The 26159-nt window shown below is 53.3% G+C and carries 29 protein-coding genes; 16 read left to right on the top strand and 13 right to left on the bottom strand.

What is annotated here, in order from left to right:
• The first annotated feature begins 13 nt into the window (after positions 1-13).
• The 8 genes from VGM48_RS09465 (at position 14) to VGM48_RS09500 (ending at position 7088) form a co-directional block, all read left to right on the top strand.
• Complete coding sequence (locus tag VGM48_RS09465; protein ID WP_331578377.1) at positions 14-1066, top strand: cytochrome c oxidase subunit II; 1053 nt, start codon at positions 14-16, stop codon at positions 1064-1066.
• 26 nt (positions 1067-1092) lie between these two features.
• On the top strand, positions 1093-2919 hold the full coding sequence (locus tag VGM48_RS09470) for a cytochrome c oxidase subunit I (RefSeq protein WP_331578379.1): 1827 nt from the start codon (positions 1093-1095) through the stop codon (positions 2917-2919).
• A 55-nt stretch (positions 2920-2974) separates the two neighbouring features.
• Positions 2975-3886 carry a heme o synthase gene (gene cyoE, locus VGM48_RS09475; protein WP_331578381.1) on the top strand — a complete coding sequence of 304 codons (912 nt, stop codon included), beginning with the start codon at positions 2975-2977 and terminating at the stop codon, positions 3884-3886.
• A 3-nt stretch (positions 3887-3889) separates the two neighbouring features.
• Positions 3890-4453: a cytochrome c oxidase subunit 3 gene (locus VGM48_RS09480; RefSeq protein WP_331578383.1), complete on the top strand. Its 564-nt coding sequence runs from the start codon at positions 3890-3892 to the stop codon at positions 4451-4453.
• A 46-nt stretch (positions 4454-4499) separates the two neighbouring features.
• Positions 4500-5174 carry a cytochrome c oxidase subunit 3 gene (locus tag VGM48_RS09485; protein ID WP_331578385.1) on the top strand — a complete coding sequence of 225 codons (675 nt, stop codon included), beginning with the start codon at positions 4500-4502 and terminating at the stop codon, positions 5172-5174.
• A gap of 19 nt (positions 5175-5193) precedes the next feature.
• Positions 5194-5637 (top strand): cytochrome C oxidase subunit IV family protein, encoded by a 444-nt coding sequence (locus VGM48_RS09490; RefSeq protein WP_331578387.1) that lies wholly within the window; start codon positions 5194-5196, stop codon positions 5635-5637.
• Positions 5638-5702: 65 nt separating this feature from the next.
• On the top strand, positions 5703-6497 hold the full coding sequence (locus tag VGM48_RS09495) for an SCO family protein (protein ID WP_331578389.1): 795 nt from the start codon (positions 5703-5705) through the stop codon (positions 6495-6497).
• A 9-nt stretch (positions 6498-6506) separates the two neighbouring features.
• Positions 6507-7088: a DUF420 domain-containing protein gene (locus VGM48_RS09500; RefSeq protein WP_331578391.1), complete on the top strand. Its 582-nt coding sequence runs from the start codon at positions 6507-6509 to the stop codon at positions 7086-7088.
• Here the strand turns inward: VGM48_RS09500 and VGM48_RS09505 are convergent, their stop codons facing one another.
• The 4 genes from VGM48_RS09505 to VGM48_RS09520 form a co-directional block, all read right to left on the bottom strand.
• A complete protein-coding gene (locus VGM48_RS09505) occupies positions 7089-7529 on the bottom strand; it encodes an MGMT family protein (RefSeq protein ID WP_331578393.1) in 441 nt (146 codons plus the stop codon).
• Positions 7504-7710, bottom strand: a complete 207-nt coding sequence (locus VGM48_RS09510; RefSeq protein ID WP_331578395.1) for a DUF5522 domain-containing protein — start codon at positions 7708-7710, stop codon at positions 7504-7506. Before VGM48_RS09510 ends, VGM48_RS09505 begins: the two co-directional genes overlap by 26 nt.
• Positions 7694-8485 (bottom strand): tRNA (guanosine(46)-N7)-methyltransferase TrmB, encoded by a 792-nt coding sequence (gene trmB, locus VGM48_RS09515; protein WP_331578397.1) that lies wholly within the window; start codon positions 8483-8485, stop codon positions 7694-7696. The genes VGM48_RS09510 and trmB overlap by 17 nt, the downstream gene beginning before the upstream one ends.
• An 82-nt stretch (positions 8486-8567) precedes the next feature.
• Positions 8568-9491, bottom strand: coding sequence for a DNA/RNA non-specific endonuclease (locus tag VGM48_RS09520; RefSeq protein WP_331578399.1), 924 nt, complete (start codon positions 9489-9491; stop codon positions 8568-8570).
• Between the two features lie 454 nt (positions 9492-9945).
• Here VGM48_RS09520 and VGM48_RS09525 point away from each other — a divergent pair, with 454 nt between their 5' ends.
• Positions 9946-10416 (top strand): Lrp/AsnC ligand binding domain-containing protein, encoded by a 471-nt coding sequence (locus VGM48_RS09525; protein WP_331578401.1) that lies wholly within the window; start codon positions 9946-9948, stop codon positions 10414-10416.
• 27 nt (positions 10417-10443) lie between these two features.
• Here the strand turns inward: VGM48_RS09525 and VGM48_RS09530 are convergent, their stop codons facing one another.
• From VGM48_RS09530 to VGM48_RS09540, 3 genes are read right to left on the bottom strand one after another with little or no spacing between them, the layout of a single operon-like run.
• Positions 10444-11502, bottom strand: coding sequence for an ABC transporter permease (locus tag VGM48_RS09530; protein WP_331578403.1), 1059 nt, complete (start codon positions 11500-11502; stop codon positions 10444-10446).
• A complete protein-coding gene (locus VGM48_RS09535) occupies positions 11499-12725 on the bottom strand; it encodes a glycosyltransferase (protein ID WP_331578405.1) in 1227 nt (408 codons plus the stop codon). Before VGM48_RS09535 ends, VGM48_RS09530 begins: the two co-directional genes overlap by 4 nt.
• A gap of 5 nt (positions 12726-12730) precedes the next feature.
• On the bottom strand, positions 12731-13555 hold the full coding sequence (locus VGM48_RS09540) for an alpha/beta hydrolase (protein ID WP_331578407.1): 825 nt from the start codon (positions 13553-13555) through the stop codon (positions 12731-12733).
• A gap of 89 nt (positions 13556-13644) precedes the next feature.
• On the opposite strand from VGM48_RS09540, the gene VGM48_RS09545 reads away from it, so the two are divergent.
• From VGM48_RS09545 to VGM48_RS09560, 4 genes are all read left to right on the top strand, one after another.
• The gene (locus tag VGM48_RS09545) at positions 13645-14085 is read left to right on the top strand and encodes a MarR family winged helix-turn-helix transcriptional regulator (protein WP_331578409.1); all 441 of its coding nucleotides are present in this window, start codon (positions 13645-13647) and stop codon (positions 14083-14085) included.
• 26 nt (positions 14086-14111) lie between these two features.
• Positions 14112-15905 (top strand): acyl-CoA dehydrogenase family protein, encoded by a 1794-nt coding sequence (locus tag VGM48_RS09550; protein WP_331578411.1) that lies wholly within the window; start codon positions 14112-14114, stop codon positions 15903-15905.
• A gap of 100 nt (positions 15906-16005) precedes the next feature.
• Positions 16006-17196 carry an N-acetylmuramoyl-L-alanine amidase gene (locus VGM48_RS09555; protein WP_331578413.1) on the top strand — a complete coding sequence of 397 codons (1191 nt, stop codon included), beginning with the start codon at positions 16006-16008 and terminating at the stop codon, positions 17194-17196.
• Positions 17193-17594: a DUF2251 domain-containing protein gene (locus VGM48_RS09560; RefSeq protein ID WP_331578415.1), complete on the top strand. Its 402-nt coding sequence runs from the start codon at positions 17193-17195 to the stop codon at positions 17592-17594. Before VGM48_RS09555 ends, VGM48_RS09560 begins: the two co-directional genes overlap by 4 nt.
• A gap of 9 nt (positions 17595-17603) precedes the next feature.
• Here the strand turns inward: VGM48_RS09560 and pgl are convergent, their stop codons facing one another.
• The 4 genes from pgl to VGM48_RS09580 form a co-directional block, all read right to left on the bottom strand.
• Complete coding sequence (pgl, locus tag VGM48_RS09565) at positions 17604-18329, bottom strand: 6-phosphogluconolactonase (protein WP_331578417.1); 726 nt, start codon at positions 18327-18329, stop codon at positions 17604-17606.
• A 4-nt stretch (positions 18330-18333) separates the two neighbouring features.
• Positions 18334-19833, bottom strand: a complete 1500-nt coding sequence (gene zwf, locus VGM48_RS09570; protein WP_331578419.1) for a glucose-6-phosphate dehydrogenase — start codon at positions 19831-19833, stop codon at positions 18334-18336.
• 34 nt (positions 19834-19867) lie between these two features.
• Positions 19868-21283: an NADP-dependent phosphogluconate dehydrogenase gene (gndA, locus tag VGM48_RS09575; protein ID WP_331578421.1), complete on the bottom strand. Its 1416-nt coding sequence runs from the start codon at positions 21281-21283 to the stop codon at positions 19868-19870.
• A gap of 103 nt (positions 21284-21386) precedes the next feature.
• A complete protein-coding gene (locus VGM48_RS09580) occupies positions 21387-21797 on the bottom strand; it encodes a c-type cytochrome (protein WP_331578423.1) in 411 nt (136 codons plus the stop codon).
• 103 nt (positions 21798-21900) lie between these two features.
• On the opposite strand from VGM48_RS09580, the gene VGM48_RS09585 reads away from it, so the two are divergent.
• Positions 21901-23091: an MFS transporter gene (locus tag VGM48_RS09585; protein WP_331578425.1), complete on the top strand. Its 1191-nt coding sequence runs from the start codon at positions 21901-21903 to the stop codon at positions 23089-23091.
• Positions 23092-23319: 228 nt separating this feature from the next.
• The gene (locus VGM48_RS09590) at positions 23320-23649 is read left to right on the top strand and encodes an RNA-binding protein (RefSeq protein WP_331578427.1); all 330 of its coding nucleotides are present in this window, start codon (positions 23320-23322) and stop codon (positions 23647-23649) included.
• A gap of 72 nt (positions 23650-23721) precedes the next feature.
• Here VGM48_RS09590 and VGM48_RS09595 read toward each other — a convergent pair whose 3' ends face one another.
• On the bottom strand, positions 23722-24012 hold the full coding sequence (locus tag VGM48_RS09595) for an ATP-binding protein (RefSeq protein ID WP_331578429.1): 291 nt from the start codon (positions 24010-24012) through the stop codon (positions 23722-23724).
• 335 nt (positions 24013-24347) lie between these two features.
• Positions 24348-24632 carry a hypothetical protein gene (locus VGM48_RS09600; protein WP_331578431.1) on the bottom strand — a complete coding sequence of 95 codons (285 nt, stop codon included), beginning with the start codon at positions 24630-24632 and terminating at the stop codon, positions 24348-24350.
• A gap of 183 nt (positions 24633-24815) precedes the next feature.
• Between VGM48_RS09600 and VGM48_RS09605 the strand changes: the two genes are divergently transcribed.
• Positions 24816-25850 carry a 2-oxoacid:ferredoxin oxidoreductase subunit beta gene (locus VGM48_RS09605; RefSeq protein ID WP_331578433.1) on the top strand — a complete coding sequence of 345 codons (1035 nt, stop codon included), beginning with the start codon at positions 24816-24818 and terminating at the stop codon, positions 25848-25850.
• Positions 25851-26159 lie beyond the last annotated feature (309 nt).

The following is a 26159-nucleotide window of genomic DNA, read 5'->3' on the forward strand; positions in this document are numbered from 1 at the left end:
TAGTTTAACTATCATGTCAACTCTTTTTCTGTTATTGATCCTGTTGTTGGGCTTCCTGATCACCTTTCAGATTGCAAAAGCGAGCGAGTATGTTGGCGTATTAAAGGGAGAGAAGAAGAACTTTGAGCAGCACAACCGCATCAACGGTTTCCTCATGATCGTTTTTCTCGTGCTTGGGCTCATCGGGGTATACTATTGTAATGAAATTTTCAGAGGCAAGATCCTCGGTGAATCCGCCTCCAAGCATGGGGAGGAGATCGACCGGATGCTCTATATCACTATCGCCATCACCGGGGTCGTATTCGTGATCACCCAGGTGCTCCTTTTCTGGTTCGCCTATAAATACCAATACTCCGAGAAAAGAAAAGCGCACTATTTCCCGCATGACAACCGCCTCGAAGTGATCTGGACCGTAGTTCCCGCCATCGCTCTTACCGTACTGGTCGGCTTTGGTCTCTTCTACTGGTTCCGCATCACCGGAGATGCACCGCAGGATGCGCTGCAGATCGAAGTCACCGGAAAGCAGTTTGGCTGGATCTTCCGCTACGCAGGCCATGACGACACCTTTGGCAAGAAATACTATCAGAACATCAGCGATAAGGACAACAACTCCCTCGGGCTTATCTGGGATGACGCCAGTACGCACGACGATATCGTCGTCAACAATGAAATGTATTGCGTGGTCAACCGCCCCGTAAAGCTGATCATCAACAGCCGCGACGTTATCCATGACGTGGGTCTCGTATACTTCCGGCAGAAGATGGATGCCGTCCCCGGAACGCCTACGACCTTGTGGTTCACGCCCAAGTTCACCACACAGGAAATGAAGAAGAAGCTGGCCAATCCTGATTTTGAATATGAGATCTCCTGCGATCAGATGTGCGGCAAAGGTCACTATACCATGCGAGGGGTCGTCAAAGTGGTAACAAATGAAGAATACCGGCTCTGGATGGCAAAGCAGAAGCCCAACTATGCGATGGTGATGGGGGATAAGGCTCCGGCCGCGCCTGCTGCTCCTGCCGGCGGCACCGCACCGGATTCGACCAAAACCACGGCTAAAAACTAATCCGATTTGTATAAAATATATTGAACATGAGCAACGAAGCAACAGTACACGGACATCCTGAGGTGGCGACGACGCATGACGCCCATCAAGACGAGCATGGCGTTCATCACCATAAGGAAACGTTCATTACAAAATATGTGTTCAGCCAGGACCACAAGATGATCTCCAAGCAGTTCCTGATCACAGGGATGATCTGGGCGGTCATCGGCGGGTTGATGTCCGTACTGTTCCGGCTGCAGCTTGGTTACCCCGATGCCCACTTCCAGATCCTTGAAGATCTCCTCGGAAGCAAATGGGCCAAAGGCGGCCAGATTCAACCGGAGTTTTATTATGCCCTGATAACCATGCACGGTACGATCCTCGTGTTCTTCGTGTTGACGGGCGGCCTGAGCGGAACCTTTGCCAACTTCCTCATTCCCCTGCAGATCGGGGCCCGGGATATGGCGTCGCCCTTCCTCAATATGCTCTCTTACTGGTTCTTCCTGACGGCCGGCATCGTGATGCTCACTTCCCTGTTTATTGCTACCGGCCCGGCCAGTGGCGGCTGGACGTCTTATCCACCGTTGAGTGCCCTTGCGGACGCCTCCGAAGGGTCGAAAACGGGGATGGATCTATGGATCGTTTCCATGGCGCTGTTCGTCGTTTCGTCGCTGCTTGGCGGTCTTAACTATATCTCGACGATCCTGAACATGCGTACAAAGGGGATGAGCATGACCCGTTTGCCGCTCACCATCTGGGCACTGTTCTTCACCGCCGTTCTCGGGGTGTTGTCGTTCCCCGTACTGCTCTCCGGCTTCATCCTGCTGTTGTTCGACCGTCACGGCGGCACCAGCTTCTATCTCTCCGATATTTTCATAGCCAGTACACAAAAGGCCCTTCCCAATGAAGGCGGTAGCGCGATCCTCTACCAGCACTTGTTCTGGTTCCTCGGTCACCCCGAAGTATATATCATTATCCTGCCGGCGATGGGTCTGGTATCGGAGGTCATGTCCGTCAATGCCCGTAAACCGATCTTTGGTTATATGGCAATGGTCGGCTCGCTGTTCGCCATCGCGATCCTTGCCTTCCTGGTTTGGGCGCACCACATGTTCGTTACGGGTCTCAACCCCTTCCTGGGCTCGGTATTCGTACTGCTCACCCTGCTGATCGCCGTTCCGTCCGCGATCAAGGTATTCAACTGGTTGACGACCCTATGGCGCGGCAATATCCGGTTTACTCCGGCCATGCTTTTTGCCATCGGTTTCGTGAGCACATTCATCTCCGGTGGTCTGACCGGTATCTTCCTCGGTAACTCGACGCTGGACATCCAGCTGCACGATACTTATTTTGTTATCGCCCACTTCCATATCGTAATGGGGGTATCGGGTATCCTGGGCATGTTCTGCGGCATCTACCACTGGTTCCCGAAAATGTATGGCCGGTATATGAACAATACACTGGCGTACATCCACTTCTGGGTGACCCTGATCGGCGCCTATCTGATCTTCTGGCCGATGCACTATGAAGGATTGGCAGGGATGCCCCGCCGGTACTTTGATTATTCCCAGTGGTTGTCGTTCAACCAGTTCGGTGGCCTGAACCGGTTTATCAGCACCGTGGCGATGATCACCTTCGCGGTACAGCTCTTGTTTATCTTCAACTTCATCTACTCTATTTTCAAGGGAAGAAGAGTGATGACCCGCAACCCCTGGGACGCTACCACGCTCGAGTGGACCGCGCCGATCCGGCCCGGACACGGCAACTGGCCTGGCGATATCCCGGAAGTACATCGCTGGCCATACGATTACGCCAAGGACGGCAGGGACTTCATCCCCCAGACCGAGCCCCTGGGCGCCAACGAGAGTGCACACTAGTAAAAAGCTTTCGATGCCCTGGTGAGAATCAGGGCATCGATCAAATAACGAATTGATGGAGGAGATTGTGAAGCAACCCAGTTCTTTAAAATTTGCCGGCAAACTGCAGGACTACAAACTGCTGATCAAGTTCAACCTAAGCTTCATGGTTGTATTCTCAGCTTTGATCAGCTATTTGCTGGCGCCGAAAGTAAAAGAATTCGACTGGGTATCGATCGGGCTCTTTTTCCTGGGCGGGATGCTGGTGACCGGCAGCGCCAATACGATCAATCAGATCGTGGAAAAAGATACCGACGCCCTGATGAAGCGGACCGCCAACCGGCCCGTTGCCTCGGGACGGATGAGCACACAGGAGGCCTGGACCTTCGCCGTATTGGCGGGGATCGGCGGCGTCCTCCTGCTCTGGCACTTCAACTTCCTCACGGCAGCGCTGGCGGCATTCAGCCTTTTTCTTTATGCGTTCGTCTATACGCCATTGAAAAAGGTGAGCTCCATCTCCGTGCTGGTGGGAGCCATTCCCGGAAGCCTCCCCTGTCTGATCGGCTGGGCGGCGGGGAATGACGATCTGTCCATCGGCGGCTGGGTCCTTTTTGCGCTGCAGTTCTTCTGGCAGTTTCCCCATTTCTGGGCGATTGCCTGGATCGCGCACAAGGACTATACGACGGCAGGATTCAAATTGCTGCCCTCCAACGAGGGACCGACAAAATACTCTGCCATCCAGGCTATCATCTATTCGCTGCTGCTGGTTCCGGTAGGCGTACTGCCTTACTTCATAGGCGGAGAGAATGGGGGAATGAGCGGGATGGTCGGCCTGGTGGTCGTGTCGATAGCCAATCTGGCAATGGTGGCGCAGTGCGTCCGGCTATATCGGGAAATGACCGTAAAGGCGGCAAGAAGAGTGATGTTCAGCAGCTATATCTACCTGCCTGTGGTATTGCTGTCGCTGCTGGCGAGTAAAACGCAGTAATACATGGAAATTGTGAACGAGCAACGAAAGAAAATACATCCCCATAAATTCACGTTATGGGTGGCACTGGGGAGCATCATCATGATGTTCGCCGGTTTGACCAGCGCCTATGTGGTAAAACGCGATGAGCCGGGCTGGACGAGTTTTTTCATTCCGAAGGCCTTTTGGTATTCGACGGCGGTGATCCTGATCAGCAGCCTTACTGTCCAGATGGCGCTGAAGAACTTTAAAGACCGGGAGATGCTGCGCTATCGCAACCTGCTGACGCTGACAGCCGTGCTCGGTTTGCTCTTTGTATTGCTGCAGTGGATAGGGTTCCGTACCATCTGGGATTCGGGGATCAACTTCCACGGATCGGGCGGGGGACAGTTCCTCTATATCATCGCAGGCCTTCATGCGGTGCATGTTCTGGGGGGGATCGTCCCACTGGTAGTGATGGTCGGGAAAGCATATGCTACCAAAATCCGCAGCTACAACAGCGTCCCGGTGGAGATCATGAGCACCTACTGGCATTTTGTGGACCTGCTCTGGCTCTATCTGTTCTTTTTCTTTATGGCGATAAAATAGAAATTTAGTATTGTTTAATAAATTTGCAAATCAATAAAATCTCAACATGGCACAAGCAATACCGGCGGGTCAGAAATGGTGGAGTGGCGGGAAAAGCCCCTTCAACGTGGAGTATGGGAAACTGATGATGTGGTATTTTCTGATGAGCGATGCTTTTACTTTTGGTGCTTTCCTGATCTCTTACGGTACGATCCGCTTCTCAAGCAACAGCTGGCCCGACCCTAACGAAGTGTTTCGCGCCTTTCCCCTCATGGGTAGCATGCACCTGCCGCTGGTGTTCGTAAGCTTGATGACCTTTATCCTGATCATGTCCTCGGTTACCATGGTGCTTGCCGTTGCGTCCGGTCATGCCGGCGACCGGAAGAAAGTCACTTTTTATATGATCCTCACCATCATTGGCGGGTTGATGTTCCTGGGCTGTCAGGCCTGGGAATGGACCCATCTCCACGGCGAAGGCGCCTGGTGGGGCCGGAATCCTTTCAATAACATCAACGGCTCGAAGGCTTCCACCAACTTTACCAACTTCTTCTTTACGATCACGGGCTTTCATGGCTTCCACGTATTCTCGGGTGTCATAATCAATATCATCATGCTGATCAAGAATCTGCGTGGGGATTTTGCAAAACGCGGCCATTACCTGATGATCGAGAAGGCTGGTCTTTACTGGCACTTCGTCGACCTGGTATGGGTATTCGTATTCACCTGCTTCTACTTACTCTAACGCAATTAAACTGATTGATATGTCAAACGTCGATACCAATACTGTAAGTCACGACAACGCGCATGCCAGCTTTGATCCCAAGCCGATTTGGCGAACCTTCTGGATCCTGCTGGGAATTACCCTGTGTGAGCTCATCCTGGCCACCATTCACCTGAAGACCGGGTTTCCGCCGAAATATATCCTCAACGGCGTCTACCTGATCCTCACCTGCGCCAAGGCGTTCTATATCATCGCGGAGTTTATGCACCTTCGTCATGAGATCAAGAATATGATCATGACCATCGCGGTACCCGCCCTGCTCTTCCTCTGGTTCGTCATCGCCTTCGTTTCCGACGGGAACTCCTACCGGGAACTGCGTAACCGCTATGACCGGTATCAGCTAGAGCAAAACAACGTAAAGGCCCCCGCCGCAGAAGGCGAAGAAGCCGCTCCGGCCGCCAAAAAGCCCGGATCTCCCGAATAAGCCCCGTTTGCAAATAAATAATTAAAGAACCATCGTCATCGGCGATGGTTCTTTAATTTTGCAGCATGAACAAGAAAGGCTGGTTAGCCGTGTTTGTCGCAGTCGTGGTGCCCCTCGGCTTTTATTTCGTGGCCAAACAATATTCAGTGGCGATGCCCCGCCATTATTTCCCCGACTCCGTCGTTACCCGGATGCAGGACGGCAAGCAGGTGAACGATACGATCTGGCATAAAGTCGCCAACCTCCGGTTACAAAACCAACTGGGCGATACGGTCTCCCTCGATTCGCTAAGAGGAAAAGTCATCATCATCGATTTCTTTTTCACCCATTGCGCCAGCATCTGTCCGATCCTTACCCGTAACATGCGCCACCTGCAGGATGCGCTGAAGCTGAAGGACTATACCAAACGCGTCGACACCACCTTTGTAAAATTTATTTCCCTCACCGTAGACCCGGCGCATGACTCACCCGCCGTTATGAAAAGATATGCCGACCACTATGGCGTCAACTCCGATGTATGGTGGATGCTCACCGGTCCCAAAAAGACGATCTACGATTTTGCCCTTAACGAACTAAAGCTGGGTCTGCAGGACAGCGTCAGCGTCGATTCCAATTTCGTACATACCGACTATGTTGCGCTGTTGGATAAAAATCGCGTGATCCGGGGGTATTATCATGGCACCGACACGGCCGCGATGGCAAAGCTGAGTGACGATATCGTCTTTGTCATGCTGGAAAAGGATAAGAATCACAAGTCCACCGCTTTTGACGAGCTGAGACCGCTGCTGCTGCCGATCATCCTGATCCTGCTCGGCACCGTGCTGGCCGTGGTATATTTTAGCAGAAAAAAACTATCATAAGATCCTGTCATGAGCACAAACCTTCCTCTGCCCAAAAAGAACTATACAAAAGCCATCATCATCGTGTCCATCGCGATCCCCGCCGCGGTGGCCTTCCTCATCCTGGGACCGCAGGCAAAGATCGACCTTGGGTTCAACACGCATTCCCTCCCCCTGTTTCATGCGATCCTCAACTCCAGCACCGCCATCCTGCTGCTGGCAAGCCTGTATTTTATCCGGCATGGTCAGGTAAAGGCACACCGCAGGGCAAACTGGATCGCGGTCATCCTCAGCACGATTTTCCTGGTTTCCTATGTCATCTATCATGCCACCAACCCTTCTACCCGCTTTGGCGACCTCAACCATGACGGGCGTCTCAGCGACGCCGAAAAGCAGCAGGCGGGCGCGTTGAGATATGTCTATTATTTTATTCTCTCCACGCATATCCTTCTCTCGGGCATCATTGTTCCTTTTGTCTTGTTCACGATGCAGCGGGCCTATCAGGAAAGATTTGATAAACATCGCCGCCTGGCGAGGATCACCTGGCCGATGTGGTTGTATGTCGCGGTCACCGGCGTGGTCGTCTATGTGATGGTCAGTCCGTATTATTGATCATAGTTCCCTGGCAGGATCCCAGAATAGCCTTTTGAAATCCACTACCTGGTTATCTTTGACGACGACTCCATCCATTTCCAGTAATTGCTGCATCCTTTCCGGCGGATTGTAATGATGCCTGCCGCTGAGCAGTCCATTGCGGTTGACCACCCGGTGCGCCGGTACGACCGGGTCTGCCTGGTGCGCGGACAGCATCGCCCAGCCCACCATCCGGGCGGACATCTTCGTGCCAAGCGCCGCGGCAATGGCACCATAGGAAGTGACCCGCCCCTTGGGTATCTGCCGGGCGACGGCATGTACAAGCTCAAAAAAAGAGTCATCCCGCCCGCCGGAGGGCTTAACGGCATTGAGCCGTTCCCGCACAGGTGCTTTGCCTGTTGCCGGTTTCTTGCCGGACTCCTTACCGGGCGGCTTATTTTTCTTCCGTGCTGTTGTCATTGGATTTTCGTTGGGCGATAAGCTGAGATCGACGGGGTTCGCTGACTTCCTCGTAGTCAAAAGGACAATGCCGGCAACCGTTGCCACAGCAATAGCCCCGTTCCAGATGATACTTCTCCGTCAGGACCATCAGCCCCTGTTCGTTATAGTAAAAGTCGATCCCTTCAATCGGCTGCTTCATCTTGTGGAGTTGAAGATGCATTTTTTGCCTGCCGGCTGGCGGCATGTATCCTGGGCGGTCTCACCGGTGTCGCGGGCACCGGCTCTTCTTCTTTTATCCGGCCGAGCAACTGGACATCGAAATTGGGTAAGGGACCCTCAGGAATAGTGAAACACAGATAGTGCACCTTTTTGCTTCGAGCGATATCCAAACCTTCATAGTGCGTCTTTATCTTCAGTTCCTCCATCACCTCTCCGCGATAGATGTCATCATTGTCTTCCAGCAGGCTCAGCCCATACATCGCGATCACCCATTTGGTAAACTGATAAAGAATAGGGGAGTCCGTCTTGAGATGGACCCTCCCACCCGGCGACAGGATACGCTGATAAAGCCGGATAAATCTGGGATGTGTCAGCCGGCGCGTCGCCCGGGATTTTCTCAACTGCGGATCCGGGAAGGTCAGCCAGATCTCCTCCACTTCTCCCGGCTGGAAGTAGGTCCCGATCTTGTCGATATGCGTGCGAAGAAAGGCAGCGTTGGAGATATTTCCTTCGAGGCAACGTTTGGCGCCGATATAGATGCGGTTGCCCTTCATATCCACGCCAAGGAAATTCCGATCAGGATACATCCGGGCAAGCCCGACCGTATACTCGCCTTTGCCGCAGGCCAGCTCGAGCGTCAGCGGCTGGTTGTTCGGGAAGAATGCCCCCCACTGCCCCGCCATCCCCTCGGGATATTGCAGCACATTAGGGAAGGATTTGATCGCTTCAAACCGGATGAGTTTTTTTTGGCCCATGAAGCGGCAAATTTACGAAAAAGCCGGCGACCGGAAGGCCCTGAAAAAGCTGCGGCCAGGCGCCCGCAAAAAAGGCGTCATCCTACTTCCCCGGGTCTTTTACATTCTCCAGCACGTCCCGGATACTCGCCGGGACATTCGATAGGAGAAGATAACCCGTGGCATTCTCGATTTCTTTTACGGTACAGATATACTGGGTCCAGTCGGAGCTGATGGTATTGATATTCGGCGTGTTAACGGCGATAACCCGGGTGCTCGCGCCAATCCGGCTCAGATCGTTATCCCCCTTGGGCAGCACGATGATCACCTTCCAGATATTCGATGGTACGGCCACCCTCCCGCTATCTACGCTCGTCAGCATCCCTTTGGAACCGGTGCCGCCGGTGCCATAGCTTCCCATGATGACATATATCTCGTTCCCCGCCTTGACAAGGGTGCGGCCAAAGGCCTCGAGGTTGGCCCAGGTATGCTCGTTGTTGTTGGGCGCCTGGGGGACCATGTTGTCCATCAGGAACGTGGATTGATTGGCCACGAGGGTGTTGGTCCGGTCCGCGGAAGGACAGTTATGACCGCGGTCGAAACCCGAACCGGCATAGGCGTTGGCCTGCACAAAATGCCAGCCCGCGGGCAGACTGGAGTCGGAACGGAAGTCGTTGGCCCGGTCCGTGGAGCCGAGCGAACTGTCGCCGACATACCAGCTTACCCAATTAGGCTCTCCCCGGTCACGGTTGTAGGATTCGATATAATAGCCATGGTCATAGAGATAATTGTCGGAGTCGGAAACGCTCGTCGTCGCCCTGCTGGGATTACCCAACAGGAGATTGGAGTTGTCGGCGGTTGTGCCACCGCTGTCGTTTACTGCCCGGATGATCTGGGTCCTTCCCGCTGGCTGTGGAGTGACAACGGCCTGACCGGGCGCCTGCGGGGCGATATGCCGGGTACAGGCGATGATCAGCAGCGTCGTCGCCACGGGGGCCAGAAGACGGCGGATGGAACGAAGATTCATAATGGATCGGTTTGACTGATTACTTGAAAATATGGATTACGGTGCCGGAGGCTAAATCCCGATCAATGCCCGCTCGCTCCGTGCCGCTCCAAAACAACAAAGCCCTGCCTTAAAGGCGGGGCTTTGATCGAGTTTGCTGTAGAGGAAGGATTCGAACCTCCACGGGGCGGTTAGCCGTAGCGCAATGTAGTGGTGGTCAACCCCAGTCGAACCCGATTTTAGTCGGACCCGGCATTACACTATGTTTATCCCTGACTCCCCACCCCCGAGACAAGAGGGCATGTCTGCCAAATTTCATCACTCCACAATGGTAAAGAACTTTCGATCTCGTTGTTGAAACAAAACTAACAAAATGGCCGAAATATTCGCATTTTTTGAATAAAAATTTTTGTATTTTCAAAATTATTCAAATATTTGTACTTTGGTGTAGATAAAATTCAAAAACTCTAAAAAGATGGCCGTTAAATTGAATCTCGACAAATTGGATCTCCAGATCATCCATGAAATGATGGAGAATGCGGAGATCTCCTATGCGGAACTGGGAAAGAAACTGTTTGTCTCGGGAGGTACGATCCATGTGAGAATAAAGAAGCTGCAGGAACTCTCAGTCGTTAAAGGTACAAAATTGCACGTAGACCTTAAACAATTAGGGTATGATGTCATCGCCTTTATCGGGATCTATCTCGAGAAAAGCTCCCTTTATGACAGCGTAGCCCGCGAACTGCAGAAGATACCCGAGATCGTCCGGCTCAATTACACCACCGGCAACTACAGCATGTTCGCGGAGATCGTTTGCAAAGACATCAACCAACTGCGGTTCGTACTCCATGACGAACTGCAAAAGATAAAAGGGATCGAACGCACCGAGACCTTTATCTCTCTCGATGAAAGTCTTAGCCGCAACGTCCAGGTCTATAAAGAATAGTTCACTTCTCCGCTCCCTTCTTTCGGGTCACACTCTCACGTCAAGAACATCTCTGAGTCCATTCCCCAGTAAGTTGAACGCCAGCACAAGCAACATGATTGCAATGCCCGGCGCCAGCGCCAGCATGGGATTATGGGTAATGATGAAATTATAGTTCTCCTTGATCATCAGCCCCCAGCTGGGCTGGGGCGGCTGTACGCCCACCCCGAGGAAACTCAACCCCGCCTCGAGCACGATCGCCGAAGCGAAATTCGAAGCAGCTACGACCCACACCGGCCCCATGATATTCGGAAGGATATGCCGGAACAGGATTCGCGCATGCGAATACCCCAGGGCCCGCGCCGCCTCGACATACTCCCGCTCCCTCACCGCCAGCACCTGGCCGCGGACGATCCTGGCCACATTGACCCAAAGCGTAAGTCCGATCGCCACAAAGACCTGCCAGAATCCCTTCCCCAACACCAGCATGATCGCAAACACCAGCAATAAGGTGGGAATGCTCCAGATGACATTCACCAGCCACAGGATGATCTCATCCACCCGCCCGCGAAAATAGCCTGCCAGCGCACCCAGCAGAACGCCAACGCTGATCGACAGCAGAACGGTCACCATCCCAACAGCAAGGCTTACCCGAACTCCGATGAGTAACCGGCTGAGGATATCCCGGCCGTACTTATCGGTGCCCAGCCAGAAGTGCAGCGTCTTGACCCGCGACGTGCCCGTAAAAATATAAGCCCGGCTTTCAAAAACACCCTCATCCACGAATTTTTGCACAACGATACTGTCCCCTTTCATCGCATAGCCGCTGATGGGCACATAGTCATAGGCATCCTCGCGGCCATAAAGCAGCCGTTGGAAAAAAGAAACCGTGGCCACGCCCGGCTTCTTCACCAGCAGAAATTCCTGCCGGAACCCCGGCTTTCGGCCCCCGATCTCCACGATGATGCGATTGGCGTCCGGCGATGCATCCGGCGCGATAAGATACGCGGTGATCGCGATTATCGTCGCCGCGCCGATCACAACGAGTCCAAAGAGCGTCCCGGTATTGCGGATCAACCGCCTTCCTATATTTCGTTTTCCCTTCATTTACTGATCTTTCTGTCTTTCCAGCGATAACTTCCAAACTTCCCCAGCCAGCCGACGACGATCGTATACCCGATATGCAGCGGCTGCAATAATGGGAAATATCCCATCAGCCTCCGCTGACCGAAAAATCCGGCCACATCGCCCACAAATGGATATTCCACCATCGTCTTGGCCGCCACCAGGACAAGGAACAGAAATCCCCACCAGCGATCCCAAAATGCCGCAACGGCCAGCGCAAGAAACAACAAGTTTACGAGGTAGACGAGCAACAACACCCAAAAGATGCGTTTGTCGTCATACCGGTCCGCCTTGCTGGCCCAGCGGATCCGCTGATTCAGGAATCCCTTCCAGCGGGTCTCCGGCCGGGTCGATACGATCGCCGACCGGCTTTTCAAAAAAAAGACCCGGTCGGGATACCGCAAGGCAATCTTATGCATCAGCAGCATGTCATCACCCGATGGGATCTGATCGATTCCCCTGAATCCGCCCACCTCGAAAAAAGCCTCCCGCGCATAGGCCAGGTTTGCGCCGTTGCACATCGAGTGAACGCCCTTAAACACCGCCGCTCCGGTAATACCCTGCAGGGTGATAAAATCCAAAGTCTGGAAGATAAAAAGCACGGAGTGTTGCCGGCCCCAGACCTTCATCCCCCCGATCCTGACCGGAGCCGCAAGGAATTTCGCCCCTTTTTCGGCATAACAGGCGGCTAGCGTCAGCAGCCAGTCCGGGTCGAAAACACAATCCGCATCACTCGTGACAATAAGCTCACCCGTTGCGGCGCCGATGCCCGTCTCGATGGCGAATTTCTTGTGCGCCGTCACAACGCCCGCTTCAGGCAGTTCCGCAAGCGGAAGATGGCGGATCGTTAACCCGGTAAACGCCTTCACGATCGTCGCCGTACCATCCGTGGAATGGTCATCGATGACAATCACTTCGAAGTGCTCGCGGGGATAGGTCTGGGCGGCAAGACTTTGAAGACAGTTGCCGATGTTTGCCTCCTCGTTACGGGCCGGGATCAGCACCGTGATGCGCACAGCTCGCGCTGCGGCCACCGCATCCGTCCCCCGAGCGGGCATGCTCCGCGCTCCCGAACCATCCGTCCCCCGAGTGGGCATAGCCTCCGGCGGCAATGCCCGCCATGCCTGATGATACCAGGCGATAAGCCCGGCATAAACGGCAAAAAGCAAACAGCTGACCAGTGTAACCAGAAATGTCAGGGGCATAGTCCTCAAATGATCGGTAAATATAGCGCGTTAGCAATGACTTCCATGAATTTAGGCTGCAGCAGCGCGTGCCCAGCCGGCAACAATTCGAGCCGGCCGTAAGGCGTGATGCTCCGCAGAAAGGGCTCGCCCCGCTGCGCCGGGATGACCCGGTCATAGCTGCCATAAAGAAGGACAACAGGGATCTGCCGTTCCCGGATATGCCCCGCGATCCGCTCCAGCCGCGGCCGGAAACCGCGCATCACCGTCCAGCGCAGGTATAATGCCTGACGAACCACATCGTCATCGATATAATGGACCGCAAACTTGAAAAGACTGGGATTGACAATCCTCAACCGGTTTCCGGTTCGCATCAACAAAAACAGCCAGCCGGGTTTCTTCATGGTCCACCGGAAAAACCCATTCGCAAACGCGGAAACGGCAAACCGGTACCAGGGACTGACAAACAACCCATCCGGAGCCAGCAGGACCAACCGCTCGATCCGCCGGAAATCCAACTCCAGCATCTGTAGCGCCACCCGTCCCCCCATGCTGTACCCCAGCAACCACCATCCCTTCTCCCTTCCCGGTAAACCCGCCGCGATTTCCGTCATCAATGCCATCAGATCGTGAGCATCGAAAAAAAGCGCTTCTTCCCTCCACACCGTCTCGCCATGAAAAGGCATCTCGATCGCGATGATCGTAAAATCCCGCCCGAGCGTCTCCGCCAAAAAGGCAAAGGACGCCGCCGTCTCCCCATAACCATGAAAGGCGAAGAGAATACGGCTCCCCACCCCCCAGGAAGAATAATGAAAGCTCGACGAACGAAGGGCAATGAAATGCTCTGCCATACACTAAAAATACGCGCAAAATTTTTCATCGAAATTCTTTCCCCAAACGAAAAAAATATGTACATTTAGATAGTTGTTTAACTAACTGTATGCCAAACAACCAATTCAAGAAAGGAGAACTCTATAGTTTTATCACAGGGAAGGCCAGCACGGCGATCGCCCGTAATCTGCAAAAGAAATTCAACGCCGCGGGGCTGAAGATCACCATCGAACAATGGAGCGTTCTCTATCATCTATGGAAAGAGGATGGCAAGAGCCAGCAGGAGCTTTGCAGCGCCACCTTCCGGGACAAGCCAAGTATCACCCGCCTGGTGGATAACCTCGAAAGACAACAGCTGGTGAAACGCGTTCCTTCGGAAGAGGATCGCCGCATCAACCTGATCTTTGTTACAAAGCAGGCCCAGAAACTGCAGGAAGAAACGATGCTGCTGGCGGAAGCGACACTCAACGAAGCCCTGGAAGGAGTACCCGCCGACCGCATCGAGATCTGCAAGGAAGTTTTGCAACTGGTATACGACAACCTTAGATAAAAAAGTTCACCCAAAAACTATTTCTCATGAGTGCGTCTACTGAAAAAAAGCAAGCCCTTAAGGGCGCCGAGTGGCTGATAAAGGAAAGCTCACCCTTTGAAACCTTTATCCCGGAAGACTTCAACGAAGAACAGCAGATGGTAAAAGATATGTGCAGTGCCTTCCTCGATGCCGAAGTGCTGCCCATCATCGATCGCATCGACAAACTGGAACCCGGCCTGATGCCATCGTTGATCGCGAAGGCCGGCGAGCAAGGTCTGCTCGGCGCTGCCGTTCCCGAGGAATACGGCGGCCTCGGCAAGGATTTTATCACCGCGACCCTGGTAAATGAAGGACTGGGCGGCGGTTTTTCTTTTTCTGTCGGGGTCTCCGCACATACGGGCATCGGGACCTTGCCGATCCTTTACTTTGGCAACCCGGAGCAAAAGAAGAAATATATCCCCAAATTGGCCAGCGGCGAATGGAAGGGTTCATACGGGCTGACCGAACCCAATAGCGGGAGCGACGCCCTGGGCGCAAAAACAACCGCGCGGCTTTCTGCCGACGGTAAACATTACCTGCTCAACGGCCAGAAGTGCTGGATCACCAACGGCGGTTTTGCCGATGTCTATACCGTCTTTGCAAAAATAGACGGCGACAAGTTCTCCGCTTTTATCGTAGAGCGGGGTTTCGAAGGATTTACCCAGGGCCCCGAAGAACACAAAATGGGGATCAAGGGCTCGTCGACCGTGCAGTTATATTTCCAGGACTGCAAGGTGCCGGTGGAAAACCTGCTCGGCGAGATTGGCAAGGGACATGTCATTGCCTTTAATATCCTCAACATCGGCCGGCTGAAACTTTGCGCGGCTGCGACAGGGGGCGCCAAACGCGCTGCGACCATCACCATTCAATATGCAAAGACCCGCGAACAGTTTAAGACTCCGATCGCGAATTTTGGCGCCATCAAGCACAAGATCGCCGAAATGGCTATCCGCATCTGGACGGCCGAGAGCGCGCTCTATCGGACGACAAAATGGATCGACGATAAAGAGGTCGGCCTCGCAGCCGAAGGCAAGCCCTTCAATGAGGCCGTGCTCGGCGCCGCCGAGGAGTATGCCATCGAGTGCGCCATCCTGAAGGTGTTTGGCAGCGAGATGCTGGACTTCGTGGTCGACGAAGGGGTGCAGATCCATGGCGGAAACGGCTACAGCGATGAATACATCATTTCCAAAGGCTATCGCGACAGCCGGATCAACCGCATCTATGAAGGAACAAATGAGATCAACCGGCTGCTAACCGTCGACATGATCCTCAAACGGGCAATGAAGGGAAGGCTGGACATCATGGGCCCGGCAATGGCCGTCTCCAAAGAGCTGATGAGCATCCCGGAATTTGGCAGTGACGGCGATACCCCCTTTGCAAAAGAGAAGAAGACGATCCGGAATTTCAAAAAGGCGATCCTGATGACGGCGGGTGCCGCCGCGCAAAAGCTGATGATGAAGCTCGAGAGCGAACAGGAGATCCTGATGGATATCGCGGACATGGCGATCGAAACCTTCATTGCGGAAAGCGCCCTGCTCAGAGCCTTGAAATTGTCCGACCAGCGCGGCGAGACCGGGGCGGCCTACGAGCTCGATATCATGCGCACCTGGCTCTATGATGCGGCCGACCGGATCAATAAATCAGGAAAAGACGCCATCAACGCCTTTGCTGACGGTGACGAACAGCGGATGATGCTGCTGGGCTTAAAAAGATTTACAAAGGTCGACTCTTTCAACAGCAAGGCCGCAAGACGGCGCATCGCCGACAAGCTTATCAACGATAATAAATATCCCCTGTAACCGCCTGCGGGTCCACACATGAGCCATGAAGCCACTACGCAAATTTTTTTTGCGGGTGGCTTCCTCATTAGAAGTATCTTTAAAAAAAAAGAATCAGCGAATGCGGCGATCAACGATTTGCTTTTGGCTCCTGCTGCTGGCCTATGGCTCGTCGGCACAGGACAGCCTCTGGCTCGCGAGGACGACAGGTCAACTCCCCTTTATGGAATATGGCATCGGCGATGACCGGCTTGGCGGCGCCAAGATGGGCTTCCTCGATTCGAATGTGCTCGTGAAAATAGTCGACAGCTTTAAGACCGATTATAAGGTGCGGCTTTCCAGCCAGCATTATGCCTATATCGCAAAAACCAGCCTGATCCTGCTGGCCAAACAGGCAAACGGATCCGTTGCTCATAATCCACATCTCAGCGGAAATATAAAAGTATATGGCGACACCGCCTCGGACTATGTCGTTCTCAACCTGGACGACCGGTATCCCTATCGCGGCATGCAGCTGACCGATCCTTCACGGGTAGCGGTTGACATCTATGGCATCGCCGGCAATACCAACTGGATTACCCAGCTCCATACGGCAAAGGAGATCCGCAACACCTGGTACGAACAGCCGGAAGACGATGTGTTTCGCCTCTATATCCAGCTGAAGCACCCGCAACACTGGGGTTATGCCATCTCCTACGACAGCCTGGGCCGTCATCTGACCATCCGCATCCGCCGGCAACCTGCTGTTTTGGATATTCGCAGGCTGCGGATCGCTATCGACGCAGGACACGGAGGCAATAATTCGGGCGCCGACGGGGTCACCAGCAAGGTGCTGGAGAAGGACTATACCCTCCTCATCGCGGAACAGCTTCGAAAAACCCTGAAGACGGCGGGGGTAAAACAGATTTTTATGACCCGGACAAAGGATACCTCCCTCTCGATGCCCGAAAGGATCGAGATGCTGAAGAAATTCGATCCTCATTTGCTCGTGAGTATCCACCTCAATTCTGCCGGCAACGACACGGTGCAGGGGACCAGCACCTATTACCGCTATATCGGTTTTCGCCCGTTGAGCATGGCCATTCTTGAAAAAATGCTGACACTCGGCCTAAAAGAATATGGGAACGTGGGAAGCTTCAATTTTTCGCTCAGCGGTCCCACCGACTACCCCAACGCCCTGGTGGAGGTGGCCTTCCTCAGCAACCGGGAAGACGAGAAGAAGATCCTGAGCCCAAAATTTCACAAAGCGGTCGCCCAGAAGATCTACCTGGGCATTGTAGACTGGCTTAATCAGCAAAAACCCAAACCATGAACGGCTACCTGATGCAGGATGCGATATGGACCGCTGGCGAAGGTCTTTTTATTGAAAGCTTCGCTCCGGAGAATGCCTATGGCGTTGTCTTTGAGGACGACGGCGACGCCGCTTTCTTCTACGCCGTGGAAAAAAATAACGACGAGCTGCGCATCCTCGACGCGCTGCACATCCATGAAATGGATGAAGAAGCCGAACCGCTGCCACCGGCCCAGCTAAAGATCATCTGGTCCCGGGACTGGCTGAAATGCGCACTCGTCATCGACGACCACGTGCATGCGTTGTTCGACTTCGAAGCCCATGGCGGGTATAATATCAACGAATTTCCTCCCCCAAATGACTTTTGGACAAAAGATGGCCGTCTGCTGAGCGATGATCTGATCAGAAAGATCTTTTGACGCCTCTTATCATGCGTCTTTTAAAGCCGCCGCGGCTGCTTCGTCGACAAACCAATGCAGTTCGCCGGTTGGCTTTATCACCTGCGACGGATAAACATCCGGGTTGTAGGCGCCTTTCAGCACTTCCTTCAACGCATGCGCCTTCGCCGTACCCGCGGTCAGAAAGGCCACACAAGCCGACCGGTTCACGATCGTCTTTGTGAGGGTGATCCGGTACATATCCTGTGCTTTCAGAAAGAAGGACGTCGCCCAGAGCTTTTCCTCATGGACAACGGGCATTCCGGGGAACAGGGACAGGGTGTGACCGTCATCCCCCATCCCCAGCAGCACGAGATCAAAGCTGGTAGCCGTATTATCGAAATATCGATGAAGGATCTTTTCATATTCGACGGCCGACTGCTCCGGTGTAATGTCCGTACGCATCACATGGATTTGTGATGCCGGGACGGGGACAAAGTTAAGCAGCGTGTCATAAGCCATCTTTGCGTTGTTACGGTCGTCCTCGAAAGCAACGGCCCGCTCATCACCCCAGAAGATATGCAGCTTTGACCAATCGATCTGTTCCTTATACGGCGATTGGGCCAGGATCTGGTGCAGCCGCTTGGGAGTGCTGCCGCCCGATAAGGCGATCGTATAACGGGAGGTTGTCTCTAGCGTCGCCACGATATGGCCGGCGATGAATTTTGCCGCGGCATTGCTAAGCGCTTCGCCGTCTTTGAATACATGAAGTTCCATGAGCTTACTTGGGTAACATGGTGATCCAATTCTTTCCATCCCGGGCAATAAGGGCTTCGGCATCTTCCGGACCCCAGGAATCGGGAGTATAGTTCGGAAAGCTTGCGGGTGGCCGGCTTTCCCAGGCTTCGATGATCGGCATCACGATCTTCCACGCGGCTTCCACCTGGTCGGCCCGCATAAACAGCGTTGGATTGCCTTCCATGACATCGAGCAGCAGGGTCTCATACGCCTCCGGCTCATGTTCGTTGTCCTTGGGATTAAAGATCATGTCCACCGGGTTCAACGTCATCGACTGGCCCGCTTTTTTGGCCTGGAACCGGAGCCGGACTTCCATTTCCGGCTGAATGCTGATGGTAAGCCTGTTGGACCGCCAGGTCTCCGCCGCTTCGGGCGGAAAGGCATAATTGGGCGCGGCCTTGAACTGTATCGTGATATTGGACGCCTTTTGATTCATCCGTTTACCAGTACGCACATAGAACGGAACATCCTGCCAGCGCCAGTTGTCGATATAGAACTTGACGGCGGCGAACGTTTCGATGGCGGAGTTGGGATTAACGCCCTTCTCCTGCTTGTAACCGGGCACCTTCTCCCCTTTCATCCACCCTTCGCCATATTGACCGCGAACGGCGTACTGATTGACGTCTTCCTTGCTGATCTTGCGAATCGCATTCAGCACATCCACTTTTTTGTTCCGGATCTCATTGGCGTCGAACGAAACCGGGGCTTCCATCGCGACCATGCACATCAGCTGAAGAATATGGTTCTGCACCATGTCCCGCAGGGCGCCCGATTGCTCGTAATAACCGCCGCGTCCCTCGAGGCCGACGGTCTCGGAGACGGTGATCTGCACGTGATCGATATAGTTCCGGTTCCAGATCGGCTCAAAAAGTGCATTGGCAAACCGCAGCGAGAGAATGTTCTGCACCGACTCCTTGCCCAGGTAGTGGTCGATCCGGTAGATCTGTTCCTCTTTGAACATGCTCATGAGCAGTTGGTTCAGCTCATGGGCGCTATTCAGGTCATGCCCAAATGGTTTTTCCAGCACGATGCGGGTCGTGGCCGTTTCCGAGCAGAGCTTGAGCCCCCCCAATTTTTTAGCAATATCCGGCATCAGCTGCGGTGCAACGGACAGGTAAAAAATGACATTGGGATGTTCGCCTATTTCCTCCTCCTTTGCCTTAACAATGGCGGCAATTTTCTGATAATCGCCGTCTTTCTCGGCATCCATCTGAAGATAAGAGACGTGCTTGGAGAACTCGTCCCAGTGCCCGTTAGGTTCTCCCTTCCGGCGGCTGAACTGCTGGATTCCGTTGAGCAGGCGTTTCCGGTAATCCTCGTCGTTGTAAGGGCTGCGGCCGATACCCACGATCCCGAATTTGTCGGGCATCCATTCATCGATGAATAAATTATAAAGTGCGGGGGAAAGTTTCCGGTAATTGAGGTCGCCGCTCCCCCCGAAGATAAAGATCAGGGAAGCGGGTGGTCTTTTATGGTTTTGCATAAACTATCTGTTGAGTCTTATAATAAGGAATACCCTATTTATTCCATTCTGTATGAAATACGCCCGGCCCGTCGATCCGCTGATAAGTATGGGCCCCAAAATAATCCCGCTGAGCCTGGATCAGGTTGGTAGGCATACGTTCGCTGCGATAGGCGTCAAAATAGCTCAGAGCGGCCATCAGTCCGGCCACAGGATACCCCATGTGGATGGCATGAATGATCACATTGCGCATATTTTGCTTCTTTGCCTGCAACAGCTGGGCGATCTCTCCTTCCAATAACAAATTTGGCAGCTGAGGGTTCTTTTGAAATGCCTTAAAAAATACTTCCAGCAGGGAAGACCGGATGATACAGCCGCCGCGCCAGACCTTGACCACTTCCTGCATCGGGATCTGCATATCCAGTTCTTTGGACGCGACATGCAACATAGCCAGCCCCTGGGCATAGCTGATGATGACGCCAAAGTAAAGGGCGTCCTGCACCTGTTGGATAAAAACTTCCTTCGGAACGGGGATGTCGACGGAAGGGGTCTTATAAATAGCGGCTGCCTGGGTTCTTTCGTCTTTATAAGCAGACAGCTCGCGAAGACAAACGGCCATATCGATAACGGGGATCGGAATACCAAGATCCATCGCATCCTGCGAGGTCCACTTGCCCGTGCCCTTGGCGCCGGCCTTGTCCAGGATCATATCCACCAGCCGGTTATCGGTCTTATCATCCTGTTTCAGGAAGATATCCCGGGTGATCTCGACGAGGAAGGATTGTAACTCGCCGTCATTCCAGTTCTTATATACCTTATGCAGTTCGTCATTCGTCAGCCCCAGGCCGCGATGCAGGAGATCATAGGTCTCGCTGATCAGCTGCATGATGGCATATTCGATGCCGTTGTGCACCATTTTTACATAGTGACCGGCTGCGCCTTTTCCCAGGTGAGCGACACAGGGAACGCCATTCACCTTGGCCGCTACCGATTCCAGTAAAGGCTGAACATGGGCATAGGCCTCGGGATCGCCGCCCGGCATGATGCTGGGACCGGTACGCGCACCCTGCTCACCGCCGGAGATGCCGACACCCATGAAATGAAAGCCCTTGCCTTCCATAAACGTCACACGCCGCAAAGTATCTGTATAGTGGGAATTGCCTCCGTCGATCACGATATCGCCTTTTTCCAACAAGGGCAAAAGATCGTTGATAACATCGTCCACCGGTTTACCCGCCGGGACCAGCATCATCATCCTTCTCGGTTTCTCGAGCTGCTGGACCATCTCGGCGAGTGTGGTCACCCCTTTCACGGTCGTTCCGGGCGAAGCGGATGATTCGAGTGTTGCGCCTTTCTGTGCGTCCTTATCAAAGCCGACTACTGCAAAGCCGTGATCGGCCATATTGAGCAACAGGTTACGCCCCATCACTCCGAGGCCGATCATACCGAATTTAAATGAATTGTTTGCCATGACTACATTTTAGAGGCCATAAATTTAGGCATTTTCTTATTGCACGCCGGTCATACCCATGAAAAAGCCCCGGAATTTCCGGGGCCTGTACATTATTTAATAGTTACTTCGCCTCGCCAGGATGCGGACTTCCGTGATGGCATGTCGCGCAATGAACCGCGGGGATCGTATTGCCACTGTCGTCCTTATTGAAGCTAAAATATTTCTTGTTGATCCTACCGGTCATCTTGTACATATGACGGGCGATGTTCTTTTCCGGCTTGGCATCGCTGGCGAAATCCAGGTGGTGAGAAGCGCTGTCGGCGGAAGGGGAGTGACAAAAATTACATTTTACACCAAGTGCACCCGCCCATTCCTTCATTACTTTTTCCAGGTCCTCGTGACTGATGTCCTTCTTCAATACCTTGAAGTTGTGTTTGGGCTTCGGATCGTCCTGGGGACGGACGAATGCCATACCGATGAACATCAGGGCAACTAGAGAAGCAATAACCGCGAGTTTCTTGTTATGCAGCATATTGGAGAATTTTGGGTGCTCTAATTTAGGACAATCGCTCGACAAAATGACAATATTTTGACAATAGCCCGAATAATAACCGCCCCGTACCTTTGCAGCCATTATGGAACCAACAGCAACGGACTACCTGAAAAAGGCTCAGATCATGATCATGGCTATTTGCACCGGGCTGATCGTGGCAAATATCTACTATTGCCAGCCCCTGCTGGTCCTGATCAGCAAAACGTTTGGGATCCCGGCAATCCAAAGCGGCCGGATCGCCTTCCTTACCCAACTGGGTTATGCCATCGGGCTCCTGTTCTTTGTTCCGCTTGGCGATAAGGTCGAACGCCGTAGCCAGATCGTCTGGATGACCGCATTCGCCGTGGGCGCCCTCGTCTTTGCCGCCCTGTCGCCCAACCTCCTTTGCCTGGAGATCGCAAGCGTATGCATCGGCGCGACATCCGTGGTTCCCCAGCTGATCCTTCCCCTTGCCGCGCACCTCTCGCCGCCTTCGAGGACGGGGAAAGTCATCGGCGCCATCATGAGCGGCCTGCTCATCGGCATCCTGCTGTCCCGCACACTCAGCGGTTTCGTCGGCCGGTGGCTGGGCTGGCGCGGCATGTTCTGGGTTGCCGCCGGCATCAGCTTTTCGCTGCTGATCATTATCCGTTATACCTTCCCCCCCAGCCGGCCCAATTTTAAGGGCTCTTACGCGTCGCTGATGCGCACCCTGCTGACCCTGACCCGCGAACAGCCGGTTCTGCGGGAAGCCGCAGCCATCAACGCCCTCGGGTTCGCCACCTTCGGAATGTTCTGGACGACCATGGTGCTGCACCTTTCCGGTGCGCCCTTTCACTACAGCAGTGATCTTATCGGGCTTTTTGGCCTTGCAGCGGCCGCCGGCGCATTGGCCGCACCCCTCGTGGGCGGCTCGGCCGACAAACGAAACCCGCGCATCGCGATCGGCTATGGTCTTGGCCTGCTCTTGTCATCCTTTGTCCTGCTCTATATGTGGGCCGACCTCGTCGTGGGAATGATCGCCGGTATCGTCCTGCTCGACCTGGCCATGCAATGTATCCATGTATCCAATCAAAGCCGGGTCTATGCGCTTATCCCACACGCGCGCAACCGGCTAAACACCGTATATATGACCGTTAGCTTCATCGGAACCGCGATGGGCTCCGCCATCGGGCTCTTCGCCTGGGACAAAGGCGGATGGGCCGGCGTATGCATCACCGGCGCATTGCTTACCGCCGCCGCGTTTGCGATCTACGGGCTTACCCATAGACGAATGCAGACAGCAACGGTATAGCCCACGCAGACAGGTTAACAAATTACTAATTGCTCCGGCGAGTACCAGATTTGCTTGGTGGATATTGATCCTTGACTTATATTTGCACCGTTAAATTTGAGCTGATTACAGCACCAGTAATTGAATGATCATTTCCGCTATACAAATCTCCGGTAATTGTTAGTCGTCTTTACTTCCTGCTTTTTTACTCAGATTGTCTTTTATTTTCATTTTTAACCAGTTATTAGTATGAACATTTACATTTCGAATTTGAGCTTCAACGTTACGGACGAAGACCTGCACGATTATTTCGCAGAATATGGTGAGGTTTCTTCCGCCAAGGTCATCATGGACAAATTCACCAACAAATCCCGCGGGTTTGCATTTGTTGAAATGTCGGATGATGAAGCTGCAAAGAAAGCTATCCAGGAGCTCGACGGTGCATCCGTAGACGGTCGCACTATCGGTGTATCGGTAGCAAAGCCCAGAGAAGATCGCGGCGGCAGCGGCAACAAAGGCGGCGGCGGCGGTTCCTTCCAACGCAGGGGCAACAACAACTATAGCAACAGCCGTTATTAATACAGTGCTTTGTTGATATTGAGGGCTCCTATCCGGGAGCCCTTTTTTTATTTCTGAGGGATTTGGGATACGCTACGCGGCCCTGAGATCCTTATGCAGGGTAAACGAAACCGTCGTGCCCATATCCCAGGAGTCGATGATTATCGAACCACCCAGTTTTTCAGCCGCATCCTGCACCTGGCGGAAGCAGTTGGCGCAGCTGCGATAAAAGTAAACCCCCGCATTACGCACGCGGATCATCGTCTTTTCTCCCTTGCAGACGGACTCCACATGGATACACTCGTTTTGAGTGCTTTCCACCGCTTTATCCAGCAGGTTCCAAAGTACGAAAGCAAGCAGATTCTCGTCGGAACCCACCTCCAAATCTCGGTCTATTTGATTGATAATAAGAGTCTTGCGACTTACAGCGCGAGGGAGAAGACCCGTCACCAACTCGTCCACAAAGCGGTGCAGGGAGATCGTAGTACACAAATCAGAAGCCATTGATACAGGATTTCAGTAAGGGGGTTGCTTTTAACCGTGTAAATGTAACGCAATGAGACATTACTTCATGTGGCCACGACACTTTTATTTCATGAAAATAAGAGGAAGCCCGCAGCTTGAGGCATGCGGGCTTCCTGTATATATAGAGGATGATTTGTCGGATTACCGCAGGTCGGCCCGGCGGCATCAATTCTCGCCGGTCGCCGGCGCAACCATTACCGCCAGTGACCGCGATTCCAGTGATACCCCCTCGTACCATGATCCCAGCGGCCGGGCGCCCAGCTACGGCCGGTTCTCGGCCGGGCCCAGTAACCCCGGTGATAGCGGTAGCCGCCGCCACCCCAGACCCAATCCCCGTCGATCCAGATATAACCCACGCCGGGTGAAACCGGACGTTCATAATAAACATCCGTGGGCTGTTCCGTGACATAACCGTCGACGGCACAGCCGGTAGCGGCCATACAGCCTGCTATCCCAATGAGCATTAATATCTTTTTCATGACTTTTTTGTTTTATTTGTGAGATGTGCTGCCTTATAAGGGACCAATCCTGTGCCATGCCGATTTTGGCCCCAAAACCGGCTTTATGCGCTCTCTTGTGGTGGTATTTCCACATTACGCAGCCACAGATATGGCGCAATACCTTAAATTTGTACTAATCATCGGCTTTAAGGAACATATATCATGAGTCAAACAACATCAATCCCGACACCCCTGACGTCGAAGGATTTTGCCACCGACCAGGAAGTGCGTTGGTGCCCCGGCTGCGGAGATTATTCGATACTCGCCCAAGTGCAAAAGATCATGCCTACCCTTGGCATCCCGCGTGAGAACATCGTGATCATATCCGGCATCGGCTGCAGCAGCCGCTTCCCATATTACATGAATACATATGGCATGCACTCCATTCACGGTCGCGCGACAGCGATCGCGTCCGGCCTGAAAGCCACCCGGCCGGAACTAAGTGTATGGGTAGTGACCGGTGACGGCGACAGCCTGAGCATTGGCGGCAATCATACCATCCACCTGCTGCGCCGGAATTTCAACATCAACATCCTGCTCTTCAACAACCAGATCTATGGTCTGACGAAGGGACAATACTCGCCGACATCCGAAGAACGCAAGGTCACGAAATCCACGCCCTTCGGAAGTGTCGACCATCCCTTCAATCCCCTCGCCCTTGCCAGGGGCGCCGACGCCGGATTCATCGCCCGGAGCATGGACAGAGATCCCAAACATCTACAGCAGATGCTGCTCCGCAGCCATGGGCATAAAGGCGCATCCTTTCTCGAGATTTATCAGAACTGCAATATCTTCAACGACGGCGCCTTCGAGATCTTCACGGAGAAAAGTTCAAAGCCGATCGAAACTCTTTTCCTCGAACAAGGTAAGCCGCTCGTCTTCGGCGCACAACGCGAAAAAGGCGTTCGCCTCGATGGGTTCCGCCCCGTCGTGGTCGAACTAGGAAAGGAATTCAGCGAAAACGATTGCTGGATACACGACGAGAACGATTTCTTCAAAGCACAGATCCTCGTGCGCATGTTCGACGATCCGCGCATAGAAGGCCATCTGCCCCGCCCCTTCGGCGTTTTTTATGAGAACGACCGCCCCTGCTACGAAGAAATGCTCAACATGCAGATCGAAGACGTTATCGCCGGTAAAGGAAAAGGCGATCTCGATAAACTGCTGCGGGGGAATGAGACCTGGACGATCGCGTAGTCAGGCGAAGGGTCGCTATTGTAAGGCGTATCACATCTTTAAAAATAAAAAGAGGCCGGCTCGACAGGATTGAGCCGCCTCTTTTTTGGTTTTTTCACAGTGAAGTCGTTTTTTGGGTCACTTTCAGAGTCTTTCCGCCTGGGCGAAAATAAAAAGAGCCAGCGATAGACATCGCCGGCCTGTGCTTACCTCTGAAACCACAAAAAGAAAGAGATCGAATATTTTTTTATTGAACGCATGTTCGCTTTAATGACACTTTTCTTTTATTCTAAAATTCATCTTTGCCGCATATCCATTCCCGTGACACGA

This window comes from Puia sp. (genome assembly GCF_036500295.1).
Classification (GTDB): Bacteria; Bacteroidota; Bacteroidia; order Chitinophagales; family Chitinophagaceae; genus Puia.

Excerpts from the sequence above, each read along its gene's own strand:
- VGM48_RS09465 (WP_331578377.1), top strand. The coding sequence starts at position 14 with ATGTCAACTCTTTTTCTGTTATTGATCCTGTTGTTGGGCTTCCTGATC.
- VGM48_RS09485 (WP_331578385.1), top strand. The coding sequence starts at position 4,500 with ATGGCACAAGCAATACCGGCGGGTCAGAAATGGTGGAGTGGCGGGAAA.
- VGM48_RS09480 (WP_331578383.1), top strand. The coding sequence starts at position 3,890 with ATGGAAATTGTGAACGAGCAACGAAAGAAAATACATCCCCATAAATTC.
- VGM48_RS09590 (WP_331578427.1), top strand. The coding sequence starts at position 23,320 with ATGAACATTTACATTTCGAATTTGAGCTTCAACGTTACGGACGAAGAC.
- trmB (WP_331578397.1), bottom strand. The coding sequence starts at position 8,485 with ATGGGCCAAAAAAAACTCATCCGGTTTGAAGCGATCAAATCCTTCCCT.
- VGM48_RS09545 (WP_331578409.1), top strand. The coding sequence starts at position 13,645 with ATGCCAAACAACCAATTCAAGAAAGGAGAACTCTATAGTTTTATCACA.
- zwf (WP_331578419.1), bottom strand. The coding sequence starts at position 19,833 with ATGCAAAACCATAAAAGACCACCCGCTTCCCTGATCTTTATCTTCGGG.
- VGM48_RS09605 (WP_331578433.1), top strand. The coding sequence starts at position 24,816 with ATGAGTCAAACAACATCAATCCCGACACCCCTGACGTCGAAGGATTTT.
- VGM48_RS09540 (WP_331578407.1), bottom strand. The coding sequence starts at position 13,555 with ATGGCAGAGCATTTCATTGCCCTTCGTTCGTCGAGCTTTCATTATTCT.
- VGM48_RS09585 (WP_331578425.1), top strand. The coding sequence starts at position 21,901 with ATGGAACCAACAGCAACGGACTACCTGAAAAAGGCTCAGATCATGATC.
- VGM48_RS09580 (WP_331578423.1), bottom strand. The coding sequence starts at position 21,797 with ATGCTGCATAACAAGAAACTCGCGGTTATTGCTTCTCTAGTTGCCCTG.
- VGM48_RS09490 (WP_331578387.1), top strand. The coding sequence starts at position 5,194 with ATGTCAAACGTCGATACCAATACTGTAAGTCACGACAACGCGCATGCC.
- VGM48_RS09525 (WP_331578401.1), top strand. The coding sequence starts at position 9,946 with ATGGCCGTTAAATTGAATCTCGACAAATTGGATCTCCAGATCATCCAT.
- VGM48_RS09560 (WP_331578415.1), top strand. The coding sequence starts at position 17,193 with ATGAACGGCTACCTGATGCAGGATGCGATATGGACCGCTGGCGAAGGT.
- VGM48_RS09510 (WP_331578395.1), bottom strand. The coding sequence starts at position 7,710 with ATGAAGCAGCCGATTGAAGGGATCGACTTTTACTATAACGAACAGGGG.
- gndA (WP_331578421.1), bottom strand. The coding sequence starts at position 21,283 with ATGGCAAACAATTCATTTAAATTCGGTATGATCGGCCTCGGAGTGATG.
- VGM48_RS09470 (WP_331578379.1), top strand. The coding sequence starts at position 1,093 with ATGAGCAACGAAGCAACAGTACACGGACATCCTGAGGTGGCGACGACG.
- VGM48_RS09520 (WP_331578399.1), bottom strand. The coding sequence starts at position 9,491 with ATGAATCTTCGTTCCATCCGCCGTCTTCTGGCCCCCGTGGCGACGACG.
- VGM48_RS09495 (WP_331578389.1), top strand. The coding sequence starts at position 5,703 with ATGAACAAGAAAGGCTGGTTAGCCGTGTTTGTCGCAGTCGTGGTGCCC.
- VGM48_RS09535 (WP_331578405.1), bottom strand. The coding sequence starts at position 12,725 with ATGCCCCTGACATTTCTGGTTACACTGGTCAGCTGTTTGCTTTTTGCC.
- VGM48_RS09530 (WP_331578403.1), bottom strand. The coding sequence starts at position 11,502 with ATGAAGGGAAAACGAAATATAGGAAGGCGGTTGATCCGCAATACCGGG.
- VGM48_RS09550 (WP_331578411.1), top strand. The coding sequence starts at position 14,112 with ATGAGTGCGTCTACTGAAAAAAAGCAAGCCCTTAAGGGCGCCGAGTGG.
- pgl (WP_331578417.1), bottom strand. The coding sequence starts at position 18,329 with ATGGAACTTCATGTATTCAAAGACGGCGAAGCGCTTAGCAATGCCGCG.
- VGM48_RS09505 (WP_331578393.1), bottom strand. The coding sequence starts at position 7,529 with ATGACAACAGCACGGAAGAAAAATAAGCCGCCCGGTAAGGAGTCCGGC.
- VGM48_RS09555 (WP_331578413.1), top strand. The coding sequence starts at position 16,006 with ATGCGGCGATCAACGATTTGCTTTTGGCTCCTGCTGCTGGCCTATGGC.
- VGM48_RS09600 (WP_331578431.1), bottom strand. The coding sequence starts at position 24,632 with ATGAAAAAGATATTAATGCTCATTGGGATAGCAGGCTGTATGGCCGCT.
- cyoE (WP_331578381.1), top strand. The coding sequence starts at position 2,975 with ATGGAGGAGATTGTGAAGCAACCCAGTTCTTTAAAATTTGCCGGCAAA.
- VGM48_RS09500 (WP_331578391.1), top strand. The coding sequence starts at position 6,507 with ATGAGCACAAACCTTCCTCTGCCCAAAAAGAACTATACAAAAGCCATC.